Genomic DNA, 13,677 nt, shown 5'->3' with positions numbered 1-13,677 from the left:
AGTTTTTACTATCAGCAGCACTTAATATTTCTATTCCATTGCCTTGATGCTAGCAGTCAAACCTCACTCGCTGTAGGGTTAATTTGCAAGCAAATGATAGCGCTTTGTAAGTAGAACACTCTGTATTGTTCTAAAAGCCTGACGGATCGACTTTAAACCCGTTTAATATTCACTATCTTCTCGATTCACTCTTTATATAGTCAATGATTAGGTTGCATTTTCGTCAAACGAACCCATCTTTTATATAGCTTATCGATAAGACAGCAAAAAAAGAAAAATAACACAAAGCTAATGATGTTCTAAATGTCACGGCAAGCCAGTCTCTTATATAAAGCGACGTTTACTCAATAATAATTCATTCACTACGATCAGATATCGGATACTTTTATGAAAACCCTTCCTGCAGATTTACGCCTTGTCGATTTTGACAACGTTTCGCCAAGTACCTTACAAAGCCATGTCATAAGTGCCATTGATGCAGCCAATACATTTTTAGATGAGATGAGTGCAGATACTGATAGCCATAACAGCGCTGCTAATATCAGTGCTGAGCAAGCGCTGGCCGATGTGATGACTTTTGATCATATTAATCTGGCATTGGATCGCAGTTGGGGCATTTTATCGCACCTGAATAGCGTCATGAGCAATGACGACATTCGTCATGTCCATCATGAACTGCTACCTAAATTATCTGCTTATGGCACACGAGTGGGACAGCATCAGCCGCTATTTAATCGTTATCAAACTATCGTTAATGACACAGCATTTTTTGCTGCGCTTGAGCCTGCACGAGCGCGGGCTATTGAGCTTGCGCTACGCAGTTTTGAGCTGTCAGGTGTCGCATTACCAAAAGATAAACAGGAAAAGTTTGCGGCTATTCAAAGTGAGCTTTCCACCTTATCAGCGACCTTTTCAGACAATGTATTAGACGCCACCCAAGCTTATGCCTTACCGCTGCAGCAAGAGCAATTGACAGGTCTAACAGAAAGTGGACTGGCCCTACTCGCAGATGCTGGCGAACAGTATAAAGCGCGCGCGCTTACCAACGGTACGCTCACGCAAGTAGAAGTCGATGCGTTACCAAGTCCTTATTACGTGGCAAGCTTAAATATCCCTGTTTATCTTGCCATCATGACCCATGCGGATGACCGTGAACTGCGCGAGACCCTATACCGCGCTTATGTCACCCGTGCTTCTGAGTTTGATGCGCATACCAATGCCAAAGGTGAGTCGCTAAACAACGCCAATATCATGGGTCAAATCCTGCAATTACGTGAGCAAAAAGCCAAGCTATTAGGTTTTGACAATTATGCAGAAGTCTCATTATCGACTAAAATGGCAGATAACGTGGCAGAAGTAGAAACCTTTTTACGGAGTTTGGCCACGCAAGCAACTCCAGCGGCTAAGCAAGACTTAGCTCAGTTGCAAAAGTATGCGCAGGATTATGATATTAAGGAGTTACAAGCGTGGGACAGTGCTTATATCGCTGAAAAAGTCAAACAAAGCGAGTTCAGCTTATCGCAAGAAGAGATTCGCCCGTACTTTCCCTTACCAAAAGTAATTAGCGGATTATTTGCCATCGTTGAGCGTCTGTACGGTATCAAAGTCCAAGAGCAAAGTGAATCCGTATCACGCTGGCACGACGATGTCAGCTTTTATCAGTTGTTTGATGCTGATGATAACTTGCTTGGTGGCTTTTACTTTGACTTATTTGCACGCAGTGGTAAACGCGGCGGCGCTTGGATGAGTGGTTTTCAGTCACGTTATACTTACAGTGAAAAAAATCATCAGCAGCTGCCCGTTTGCTTTATGGTCGGCAACTTTACCCCTGCCCTCGATGGCAAACCAAGCTTATTGACGCATGATGAAGTATTGACTCTATTCCATGAGTTTGGTCACGGCCTACATCACCTGTTAACCCAAGTGACGGTCGGTGATGTCGCTGGTGTCAATGGCGTTGAGTGGGACGCAGTCGAGTTACCTAGCCAATTTATGGAAAACTGGGCATGGGATGCCGAAGGTATAGCGCTGATTAGCAGTCATGTCGAAACAGGTGCGCCATTACCAACAGACAAACTTGCAGCGTTATTGGCGGTGAAGAATTTCCAAAGCGGCATGCAAACCCTGCGTCAAATCGAATTTGCACTGTTTGACTTATTGATTCATGCGCATACGCCAGCGCTAGATTATGACGGTATATTAGCCACGCTAAATACCGTTCGAAACGACATTGCTATCATGCAGACACCTGACTACAACCGTTTTGCCAACGGCTTTAGTCATATCTTTGCAGGCGGCTATGCGGCAGGTTATTACTCGTATAAATGGGCAGAGTTGCTATCGGCAGATGCCTTTAGCAAGTTTGAAGAAGAAGGTATTTTTAACCCTGTCACTGGTAAAGCCTTCCGTGAGACAATTTTATCCGTTGGTGGTAGTTTCCCTGCCAAGACCAACTTTGAAAACTTCCGTGGTCGTAGCGCCAGCATTGATGCGTTATTACGTCATAGCGGTTTTGATAACGCTAAAAATGACGATGCTGCCAACATTGAAAGCAATGCCCAAACGACGCACGAGGTTATCTAAATGCGCTATCAATCAACGCGACCAAAGCGGCAGTTTTTATCTGGTGTTCGCTGCCCTAAGTGTCAAGCGATGGATGCGGTGGTACAAATAAACGTCATCACCCCAGAACCTGATGAGTATATTGAATGCACATTATGTGGACATAGCGAACATCGCCCTGACCCTGATGCCATCAGTGCCAAAAACCATGCTGAAGACCAAATTGCACGTGATGCTATGGCTACTGGTACCAGCGGCACAGTAAAATTCAAGCCTTAAATATTAAACGTCAAGTCTTAATAGCTACCAGCCTATCTAGCAATAGATAGGCTTTTTATTTTGAGTTTGCTATAGTATGGCTACTTATATTTCTAACATAAATCGACTATAGTATGAAAAGCCAAAAAATGCGTCGTCTGTCAACCAGGTCACTGAAAAAAAAGCCCAGTAAGTCACGCCAGAAATGGTTGTCAATTATTATATTAGCGGCATTACTGATTGGCTACTTGGTCTGGAAAAACAATTCGATAGACACTAATACTGCGCCTATCGAAAGTACACCACCGACGACTGAACCAGATAGCGCTACTCAATTAGATGCTACGCCTTTAGGTAATAATGACAATAGTTCAAACAATAGTGACTTAACGTTAAATACTGATGAGACAAACACAGTCAATCAAATACCTAATGCTGATGCGATCTTAAATGCGGCTTTGCCAGAAACAGATAGTCTTGCTAAAGAAGAAATAGATCGCTTAGCAGATGAAAAACAGCGCTTCGCTGAACAAAAAAAACTCGCTGCTGAACAGCTGGTCATGAATAAGCAATTGACGACAATGAAGGCTGAGCAAATCGCCCTACTTGAACAACAAATAGCGCAATTAGAAGCCGAGACAAACGGCGACAAACAGTAGCTAATTATTTAGACTTTTATCAAGGGGCTGACATTGGCGACTTTGCAACTTACCCACGCCCCTATCTTAAATAGTAGCGCGCAGCTGCTTATTCTACCAGTCAATACTGCAGGGATTCTTTTAGATCCTGTTCTCACAAAAGCTAAGACTTTATTTGCTGATAATTATCAACGTTACTATCGTGCATGCCGCGATGGCAGTCTGAGTGTTGGCAGCTGCTTACTGCATAAACGCGTGCTTGAGCAAGCTGGTTTAAGTATCAGCAGTAATGGCAATCAGCCCAGTTATATCGCTAATCTTGTGGTATCAAATCATCCTTACCACCCCACACGGTCACAATGGTTAATTGCCGCGTTGAATGATTTATCTGAGCAGCTTATCCCGCTTATCCGTTATCAAGGTATCCGTAGGGTTGCCCTCCTCGCACGCCCACTTATTCATAACCACTCACGAAATGAGACAGCTAACGTGTCCAACGCAGCCAATTTAGCAAACGCAGGCTCACTTGCGTTAGACTGGCACGCTGATATCTTACCGTTACTCTTACAGCACCTACAAGATTTGCCTAAAGTTCGAATCGATATTCATCTTCCTAAAGACTTTAATATAGACCAGTTACTTTAATAAGATATTCTACTGCAAACAAGATTTTACACCCATAAAAAAACCGCCTTAAGCACTCATGACGAGAGACTTAAAGCGGTTTTTATATGTTGACTATATTAGATATCGATTAGCTTTGCTCGATACCTTTCATAGTCAATTTAATACGACCACGGTTATCGACGTCTTGGACGAAGACTTTAACGATCTGACCTTCTTTTAGGTAGTCAGAAACATTCTCAACGCGCTCTTCAGCGATTTGTGAGATATGTACCAAGCCATCAGTGTTTGGCAAGACGTTAATAAACGCGCCAAAATCAACGATACGAGCAACCGTACCTTCATAAGTTTTGCCCACTTCAACTTCTGCCGTCAACGCTTCGATTCTACCGATAGCTGCTTTAGTTGCCGCTTTGTTTTCACCAAAGATACGAATCGTGCCGCCATCATCGATATCGATAACTGCGCCAGTCTCTTCGGTTAGCTGACGAATCATCGCGCCGCCTTTACCGATTACGTCACGGATTTTGTCCGGATTGATTTCGATAACCGCATAGTTTGGTGCATGAGCGTTGATTTCAGTACGGCTCTCAGGCAATACTTTATTCATCGCGTCCAAAATATGGATACGACCGGCATGGGCTTGCTTAAGCGCTTGCTCCATGATGTCAGGCGTAATACCTTCGATTTTGATATCCATCTGCAGCGCAGTAATACCGTCTTTAGAACCAGCAACTTTAAAATCCATATCGCCAAGATGATCTTCATCACCTAAGATGTCTGACAGTACAGCGAAACGCTCACCTTCTTTAACCAGACCCATGGCGATACCAGCAACTGGTGCTTTTAGTGGAACACCAGCATCCATCAATGCCAAACTTGCACCACAAACAGACGCCATAGAAGATGAACCGTTTGACTCAGTAATCTCTGATACCACACGGATGACATACGGGAAGCGTTCGCTATCCGGTAGCATCGCTTGTACACCGCGGCGAGCTAGACGACCATGACCGATTTCACGACGTTTTGGAATACCTTCACGACCTGTTTCGCCAACTGAGAAATGCGGGAAGTTGTAATGCAGCATGAAATGGTCACGAATCGTGCCACCTAGTGAGTCAATCATGTTGACGTCACGGCTGTTACCAAGCGTGGTCGTAACCAATGCTTGCGTTTCACCGCGTGTGAACAATGCTGAACCATGCGTGTATGGCAATACACCAACTTGTACGTCAAGGGCACGAACAGTCTCAAGATCACGACCATCAATACGCGGCTTACCTGACAAGATATTGTCACGAACCGTACGATATTTAAGATCGTTATAAATTTCTTTAAGCTCAGATACTGTATCAGCGTAAGTTTCTGACTCAGCATCACCAGCGAGCGCATCGATAATTGATTGCTTGATTTCATCAAGCTTAGCGTAGCGCGCTTGCTTATCAGTAATCGTATAAGCGTCAGCAACTTGCTCACCAAACTGCTCTTTCATGCTGCTGGTAAGCGCTTGATCACGCTCAGGGGCAGTATACTGCTGCTTAGCAGTACCGATTTCTTCTGCCATTGAAGCAATGTTATCAATAACGATTTGCTGTTGCTGATGACCATATAATACCGCGCCTAGCATCTGATCTTCTGACAGCTCTGCCGCTTCTGACTCAACCATTAGTACCGCAGATTTCGTACCAGCTACAACCAAGTCAAGATCGCTCTCTTTAAGCTGCTCAATCGTTGGGTTCAGGATGTACTCGCCGTTGATAAAGCCAACACGGGCAGCTGCGACAGGACCATTGAATGGCGCATCAGAGATGGCCAATGCTGCTGAAGCACCGATTAAGGCTGCGATATCTGCAGACTGAGTTTTATCTGATGAAACAACCGTTGCCGTAATTTGAATTTCGTTAACATAACCTTCAGGGAATAGCGGACGAATCGGACGGTCAATCAAGCGTGAGGTTAGGGTTTCGAACTCGCTTGCACGACCTTCACGTTTGCCATAGGCACCTGGGATTTTGCCCGCTGCATACATTTTTTCTTGATAGTTGACCGTTAGCGGAAAGAAGTTTTGACCTTCTTTAGCCTCTGACTTTACCACTGCTGCGACAAGTACCGTAACGCCGCCCATGTGTACTAAGATAGAGTTTGCTTGACGAGCAATACGACCTGTCTCGATCACAACCTGTTGGTTGCCATACTGAAATTCACGCTTAATGGTGTTAAACATTGTCATATAATCTTCCTAATGTTGACTGACGAAAGTAATATCAGCATTATAAAAAGCTGATATTTTTCATTAAAATTCTGTGTATGTGACTACTAGTGTATATGACTAATAATTGACAGTCTTTCTCTCAGAAATCATCTCAACCAGTGCCAATAACATTACCTAGTTATTCCATATGCCTATCGGTGCTAGACATCGTACTATTGTGTATATTTGGTCATTCAATTTTGGCTTTACTATAAATACTATCAAAAAGACCTTAAGTCAAAAGACTTCGGTGCTAAAAACCCTACAGGCTATTTTTCTGCGCTTTTGAGAGTCAGGTATTAGCGCAGCTAGCTATTCTATAAGCTAAGAAACAGGTATTTTATAAATAGTCACCATATATATAGTAGATATATTATCAAACTCACAAGGCATTATTTTACAGTGATTTATAGCCATTGACCAATGAATTGCGGAACACAGCAATTATCGATAGAAAACACTTAGCTCTAGGCTCTAGTATTACTGTTTTTACGAAAACTTCTATTACCTACTTTGAATTGGTCTTTATAACCAATGCTATCCAAAATCAATCTTGAAAATGAATAAGCATAAAAAAACGGCGTGAAACTATTCCACACCGTTTTTAGAAAAATCTATTTTATCGATAGCAACACGCAAGTTCCAAGCGATTCAGCAAAAATTCTAAAATAGCACCATATGAGGGCTTCTTTTATTTTAGCATCCACTCGTACTATTGTCGTTAGATTAACGACGTAGACCTAACTGGCTGATAAGCGTGGTATAACGACCAAGATCTTTACCTTTTAGGTAATCAAGCAATTTACGACGCGTGTTAACCATACGGATAAGACCGCGACGGCTATGATGGTCAGCTTTATGTGCTTTAAAGTGGTTCTGCAAATCGTTGATACGAGCACTCAATAGTGCTACTTGAACTTCTGGAGAACCAGTGTCATTTTCGCCACGTTGGTATTGAGCAATGATTTGTTCGCGATCGGTATTAGTTAGCATAAATATCTCCGGCAATGCTAAAAGCTTTAAGACATTCTCGAATTTGAGTAAGATCTAAAGCAGTAGAATAGTAAATAAAATAGCCTGCACGTCATTCAGGACAACCCTGCATTACTAGAGTTGACCTAGTGTACGACAAGCTAATGAGTCATAACGACCATTTAGAATAAGCTGCGATGAGAGAGCACTTAATATAACTATCCGTTTTGGACAGCCCATGAAGCACGATGTCTTATCTCAACCTAATGTAAATGTGACGGTGATTATAACAAAAAACTGCTGAACTAGCAGCAGTTTTTCATAATACTTGTAAAGTCAGATTTATTTTTTATAGTTAAATCATCCGTCAATAGGCAATAGAATTTGCTTATTTCTTGACGTCATCTTCCGTCGCGTTACCGCCTAGTTCATCATCTTCAAGCGGTGCAGCTGTGGTAACTTCTGCTAAACTATCAGGAGTAGCATGCTCGCTAGGATTGATGTCTTCTGCAAGCCTTTCAATCTCTTTTTCTTGCTCATCCATGTTATTCAATGAATTACTCATATTAGCTCCTGAATTATTATTTTTTGAAGTAGCTGCTTTATACTTTTTACATTGAAATGCAAATGTCATCAGTGATATTGAGGTGATAAGCAAATATATCAGTGTCACCCTATTATGGATAACACTTTACATACTCTACTTGTCTTCTTTAGCATTTCCTAGGTTGTCAGCAATACGCTCTGCTGCGGCTTCACTATCTTCAGTATGATTGTTCTCAGTTTGGCTTTTAAGTGCTGCAGTTGCTGACTCAGAACGTTGTTGCTCAAGCTTGGTATCGTTTGGGTTAGAGTTTGACATAATGTTTTCCTCAGTTACGGTTGTGGATGTTTAAGAAATATAAGTTGTGAATGTTTAAGAAATATAAATAATTGATTATTCAGTAAATGGGTAGAAAAATTAAGATAATGCCTTATCAATAGCATCAACGAAATTGCTGATATCATCTGGATTACGTGAGGTAATCAAATTACCATCTACCTGTACTGTTTGATCTACAAATTTTGCACCAGCGTTTTCTAAATCTATCTGCAGCGTATGATAAGCAGTGAGCGTTTTACCTTTGGCAATACCTGTATTGATAAGTGCCCAAGGAGCATGGCAAATGACAGCTAATGGCTTGCCTGCATCATTGATAGCATTGATAATACTATGAGCCTCTTCATTGCCACGAATCGTATCCGCATTGACAGTACCACCTGGTAGCACCAACGCATCATAATCAGAAATGCTTGCGTCTTTTGCAAAAATATCAGCAATAAAGGTGTCGCCTTTGTCTACATCTTGCTGCATGGCTTGCACTTCTTTTTCTTTATTTGTGGTTATAAGAAGTGTCTTGTAACCTTTATCTTTGAGTTGATTATTAACCTCTTCGTATTCTGCTTGCTCGAAGTTATTGTGTAGTAAAAAAGCGATGGTTTTCATGATATTCCTTTTTTCGTTATGAGTAATTTTCTTTTAGTTGTTTTATTATTCATACTTTATTTTTATGAGTCGTTGTTATTATTGGCCGTATAGTCTTCCTCTGACCCATCTTGTTCCTATTAAACATTCTCTTTCGAACCTAGTTTTTATTTTTGATATATGACTTTTTATCTTATTATTTTTTATGTTCTTATTGTTAGAGTCTTAGTTCGATTTATTTTTCTATCCAGACTTCCTATCCGGTAGATCTAAAGTACAAAAAAAACAGGTTCCACCATAGGTGAAACCTGCAATAAAATGTGAGGATATGTGATTAGTGTAAACTATTAGTAAGCTAAATCGTGTTTAAACGAGGGTTATATAAGAACCGTAACATTAACGCTGGATTAATTTTTTAGGCTGCAATCTACCGTTGAGACTTACGGCACCCAATCCAAGAAAATGCCCTTGCTGATTTATCAAACGAATATCAGCTGGAATCTCATGGATCAAGGGTTGTTGGTCATCGTCACTACTAACCATATCACTATCTAGTTGAATATCGTTGTTTTCTGACACAGACGACTGATGGCTAATACTAGTTGAAATATAGTCGCGCAGACTGTCTGTCAGCTGCTCAAATACATTCAAACGTTGACCCATGTGTATACGCTCACACTGCTCAACCGTCAACACCATCTCAGCTTCAATATTAATGCAAGCATCTACCGGCATCAATTGCTCTTGCCTGTTATCGAACACTAATGCTTCTAAGTCTGGCAAAGTAATCGCATCATTGATTTTAAAATCACCAACCTGCGTACGGCGTAATGCAGTCAAATGCCCTAATGTACCCATCGCTTTGGCGATGTCTTCACCGAGTACACGCACATAAGTACCTTTAGTACAGGTCACTGTCAATTGAATTTTCTCATGATCAAGCGCTTTTAAATCAATGGCCTTGATTACAATATCTCTAGGCGCTCGTTCTACCTCGATTCCCGCACGAGCATACTCATAGAGTTTTTTGCCATCTTTTTTTAGTGCAGAATACATCGGTGGTATCTGCTGCTGAGCACCTAAAAACTGCTGGGCGACTTTGTCTAAAAGGACATGATCAAATTTTGGAATGGGTGCTTGTGCAACGATTTGACCATCGGCATCACCCGTATCAGTTTGACCACCAAGTAGAATAGTTGCTTGATAAGATTTATCTGCATCTAGCTGATAATGACTAAATTTCGTCGCTTCACCCATACAAATCGGCAATAGACCGGTTGCCATTGGATCAAGTGTCCCTGTGTGCCCCGCTTTTTTACTGTCATGATTTGGCGACTTAAAAAGATACTTCACCTTTGACACCACTTGCTGTGAAGTCATACCTTTAGGTTTATCAACTAAAATAACACCCGAGACTTTAATCTTGTTAGAGTGATTACTAGACTTTTTATCCGCTTGCGTAGATGCGATAGACATAACGACTTTTACCCTTCTACTCTTCGTTTTCTTGCTCGTCAGACTCATTTTCTTCAGTCTTAATCACTGCTTTACTGATTAAATCCATCATGTAATTACCACGAGCAGTCACTTCGTCATAATGAAAACGCAAGCGTGGTGTGGTACGTGTTTTTAGGCTGTGGCTTAATTCGGTGCGCAAAAAGCCCGCCGCTTTATTAAGTACTTTGATACTCTCTTCATGATTGGTCTTATTCATGGAATCGTTAAGCTCAGGCTCCATGATGGTGACATAGACATCAGCATATCCTAAGTCAGGACTAACTTTGACACTAGAAATAGTGACAAAACCAGTTAAACGAGGGTCATTGACTGCATCACGGATGAGAACAGCAAGCTCACGCTGAATTTGGTCGGCTAAGCGTTGTAGACGTTGGTTCATATTTTTACCTTACTTTAATATGGCTTATTTTCGCTGATTGATATATTGGCTTATTAACAAATTTTAGGACTAATAGTTGGTAAAAAAGGCCTAGCAGGATGTACCTGTTAGGCCTAAGTACAGCTAGATATTAAGAAGATACTAATCTGCTCAGCTGATTAAGCATATTGCATGATTAGATATCCTGCTATCGAACTGTAACGTTAGATAGTACGTGCAAACTCTTGGATTTCAAAGACTTCGATCTTATCGCCAGCTTCGACATCATAGCCACGAACAGCCATACCGCATTCCATGCCAGTACGTACTTCATTAACGTCTTCTTTATAGCGACGCAATGATTGCAATTGACCGGTAAAGATAACTTGGTCATCACGCAATACGCGGATCGGTTTGTTGCGATAAATTGTACCTTCAACCACCATACAACCAGCAGCAGCACCGAACTTACTAGAACGGAATACTTCACGAACGTCTGCAACACCAAGGATTTTCTCACGATGTTCTGGCGCAAGCATACCACTCATAGCTGCTTTCACATCATCAATCAAACCATAGATAACGCTGTAATAACGGATATCCATGTTGGCGGCATCCGCTTTGCGACGTGCGGTCGCATCAGCACGAACATTGAAACCTAACAATACCGCTTCGCTAGATTCTGCAAGTGTCACATCAGATTCAGAGATAGGACCGACGCCTGAGCTGATTACTCTGACTTTAACTTCATCAGTTGATAGCTCATTCAATGCAGAAAGCAGTGCTTCAAGCGAACCACGAACATCGGTTTTCAATACGATATTCAAGAATGACACATCGCCTTGTTCCATCTGATCAAACATGCTTTCTAAACGCATGGCATTCTGACGTTCAAGTTGACGCTCACGCTCACGGTTACTTCTAAACTCTGCCACTTCGCGAGCTTTTTTCTCGTCGGTTAAGACTAAGAACTCGCTGCCAGCTGCTGGCGTTTCAGGTAGGCCTAAAATTTCTACAGGGATAGAAGGACCTGCTGATTGAATACGCTTACCATGTTCATCAGTCATCGCACGAACTTTACCATAATGCTCGCCAGCCAAGACCAAGTCACCTTGCTTCAATGTGCCTTTTTTGACTAAGACACTAACAACCGGACCGCGCCCTTTTTCAAGTCTTGATTCAATGACCACACCTTGAGCAGCGCCATCTAACGGTGCTTCTAGCTCCATTAGTTCAGCTTGTAGGCTAATAAGTTCTAACAGCTCATCAATACCATCGCCGGTTTTGGCTGAGATGCGAGCCATTGGGGTATCGCCGCCCCACTCTTCTGAAACGACTTCTTTAGCAGTCAATTCATTAAGGACGCGATCTGGATCAGCGCTTGGCTTATCCATTTTATTGATTGCAACGATAATTGGCGTACCAGCAGCACGAGCATGATCAATAGCTTCTGCTGTTTGCGGCATCATACCATCATCAGCGGCAACAACTAACACAACAATATCAGTCGCCTGTGCACCGCGTGAACGCATAGCACTAAAGGCCGCGTGACCTGGAGTATCAAGGAAGGTAATCACACCACGATCGGTCTTAACGTGATAAGCACCGATATGCTGAGTAATACCACCTGCTTCACCAGTTGCCACTTTTGTTTCACGAATTTTATCAAGTAATGATGTCTTACCGTGATCGACGTGACCCATGATCGTGACTACTGGCGGACGAGTTTGAACGTTACTGCTACGCTCATCAACGGCGTCTTGTAGATCGTCTTCAACCTTAGTATCACTAACTAGTACTGGATTGTGACCCATCTCTTCAACGAGCAAACTTGCTGTCGCTTGATCAATCGTATCTGACTCACGAGCCATCTCACCCATTTTCATAAGCAATTTGGTGACTTCGCGCGCTTTAACTGCCATACGTTGAGCAAGATCTGCGACTGTAATTTGTTCACTAATCTCAACATCGTAAACAATTTTTTCAACAGGTTTTTCGAACTTATGCTGTGATGCTTGCGTTGAACGCAAACCGTTTTTACGGTTTTTGATTTCACGCTCATCTTGATTCTTACGACGACCACGGCCACGAGCACTAGTACTACTGGTGCCACGCTTGATTTCACGACGTTCTTTTTCAAACGATTCTTCTAAGGCATCACCAACCAAACCTTCAGCTAGTGGCTCGTCTTTACGAACTTCAGAAGCAGGCTGATCTGTATATTTTCCAGCCATTTTACGCATTTGTTCAAGCGTACGTTTCTGTGCTTCTTCAGCTTGAGCGCGGCGTGTTTCTGTTTCGATTTCACGTAAACGAGCTTCTTCTTTCTCACGCATTTCGCGCGCTTTACGCTCAACTGCCGTTTCAACTTTCGGTTTCGTCGCTGCAACTTTTTTCTTCGGTTGGTCTTTAGGTTTTACTTCGACAGTGGTTTTGCCACCTTTTTTCACAACCACTGAGGTTGAGATATCGTCGTTTTTATCATCTGACTTTTTGCTAGAGCCTAAGCTTGCACGCATTGCAGCCAAGGTTGCAGCTTGACGTTCTTCAGATTTTTTCTTGGTAGCAGCACGCTCTTCAGCATCTTTAGCAGCACGTTCTTGCGACTCAATCATCGCTTGCTCACGCGCAGCCAACTCTTCAGCCATTTTTTCTGGATCAGGCTTTTCAAATACTTTCTTTTTACGCACTTCCACATTGACGCTCTTAGATTTACCTGAAGAGCCGGTCACGCGCGCAGTACTAGTTGTCTTAGATTTAAGACTAATACGACGCTTTTCTTGCTGACCATGACTTTGCTTTAAATACGTCACCAACTTCTCTTGCTCAAGCTCAGTGACTAGGTCACCTTCTGCACGAGCAGGCAGTCCAGCATCTACCAATTGCTGTTGTACAGCACTTGCGGTTTTGCCTACCATATCTGCCAGTTCTTTGACGGTCTTATCTGCCATTTATTATCACCTACTGTCTATTATTTGCTATATGTTCAATTCAGTTGTTGGCTACAAATGATTGGGGTAAGGCTGGT

The 13,677-nt window shown here is 42.3% G+C and carries 12 protein-coding genes; 4 read left to right on the top strand and 8 right to left on the bottom strand.

From position 1 onward, the window contains the following. The first annotated feature begins 387 nt into the window (after positions 1-387). The 4 genes from JMX95_RS07200 (at position 388) to JMX95_RS07185 (ending at position 4,103) form a co-directional block, all read left to right on the top strand. On the top strand, positions 388-2,583 hold the full coding sequence (locus JMX95_RS07200) for a M3 family metallopeptidase (RefSeq protein WP_201560415.1): 2,196 nt from the start codon (positions 388-390) through the stop codon (positions 2,581-2,583). After that, on the top strand, positions 2,584-2,841 hold the full coding sequence (locus JMX95_RS07195; protein ID WP_109590586.1) for a YheV family putative metal-binding protein: 258 nt from the start codon (positions 2,584-2,586) through the stop codon (positions 2,839-2,841). It begins immediately after the preceding gene. Positions 2,842-2,954: 113 nt separating this feature from the next. After that, positions 2,955-3,479: a hypothetical protein gene (locus JMX95_RS07190; protein ID WP_109590584.1), complete on the top strand. Its 525-nt coding sequence runs from the start codon at positions 2,955-2,957 to the stop codon at positions 3,477-3,479. A 33-nt stretch (positions 3,480-3,512) separates the two neighbouring features. Further along, positions 3,513-4,103 carry a hypothetical protein gene (locus JMX95_RS07185; RefSeq protein WP_201560414.1) on the top strand — a complete coding sequence of 197 codons (591 nt, stop codon included), beginning with the start codon at positions 3,513-3,515 and terminating at the stop codon, positions 4,101-4,103. 109 nt (positions 4,104-4,212) lie between these two features. Here JMX95_RS07185 and pnp read toward each other — a convergent pair whose 3' ends face one another. The 8 genes from pnp to infB form a co-directional block, all read right to left on the bottom strand. Beyond that, positions 4,213-6,315, bottom strand: coding sequence for a polyribonucleotide nucleotidyltransferase (gene pnp, locus JMX95_RS07180; RefSeq protein ID WP_201560413.1), 2,103 nt, complete (start codon positions 6,313-6,315; stop codon positions 4,213-4,215). A 747-nt stretch (positions 6,316-7,062) separates the two neighbouring features. Next, complete coding sequence (gene rpsO / locus JMX95_RS07175) at positions 7,063-7,329, bottom strand: 30S ribosomal protein S15 (protein ID WP_045443035.1); 267 nt, start codon at positions 7,327-7,329, stop codon at positions 7,063-7,065. A gap of 367 nt (positions 7,330-7,696) precedes the next feature. Further along, positions 7,697-7,873 carry a hypothetical protein gene (locus JMX95_RS07170; RefSeq protein ID WP_170108275.1) on the bottom strand — a complete coding sequence of 59 codons (177 nt, stop codon included), beginning with the start codon at positions 7,871-7,873 and terminating at the stop codon, positions 7,697-7,699. Positions 7,874-8,008: 135 nt separating this feature from the next. Beyond that, the gene (locus tag JMX95_RS07165; protein ID WP_201552322.1) at positions 8,009-8,170 is read right to left on the bottom strand and encodes a hypothetical protein; all 162 of its coding nucleotides are present in this window, start codon (positions 8,168-8,170) and stop codon (positions 8,009-8,011) included. Positions 8,171-8,269: 99 nt separating this feature from the next. Continuing rightward, positions 8,270-8,794: a type 1 glutamine amidotransferase domain-containing protein gene (locus JMX95_RS07160; protein ID WP_045454877.1), complete on the bottom strand. Its 525-nt coding sequence runs from the start codon at positions 8,792-8,794 to the stop codon at positions 8,270-8,272. 375 nt (positions 8,795-9,169) lie between these two features. Continuing rightward, the gene (truB, locus tag JMX95_RS07155; RefSeq protein WP_109590576.1) at positions 9,170-10,249 is read right to left on the bottom strand and encodes a tRNA pseudouridine(55) synthase TruB; all 1,080 of its coding nucleotides are present in this window, start codon (positions 10,247-10,249) and stop codon (positions 9,170-9,172) included. A 16-nt stretch (positions 10,250-10,265) separates the two neighbouring features. Beyond that, positions 10,266-10,670, bottom strand: coding sequence for a ribosome-binding factor A (locus JMX95_RS07150; protein WP_045443024.1), 405 nt, complete (start codon positions 10,668-10,670; stop codon positions 10,266-10,268). A 203-nt stretch (positions 10,671-10,873) separates the two neighbouring features. Then, positions 10,874-13,600 carry a translation initiation factor IF-2 gene (gene infB, locus JMX95_RS07145; RefSeq protein WP_045443021.1) on the bottom strand — a complete coding sequence of 909 codons (2,727 nt, stop codon included), beginning with the start codon at positions 13,598-13,600 and terminating at the stop codon, positions 10,874-10,876. Between the last annotated feature and the right edge of the window lie 77 nt (positions 13,601-13,677).

This window comes from Psychrobacter sp. NC44 (assembly GCF_904846655.1).
Taxonomy (GTDB): domain Bacteria; phylum Pseudomonadota; class Gammaproteobacteria; order Pseudomonadales; family Moraxellaceae; genus Psychrobacter.
Note: the sequence above shows the minus strand (reverse complement) of the source record. Positions and strands in the feature narration are given on the sequence as shown.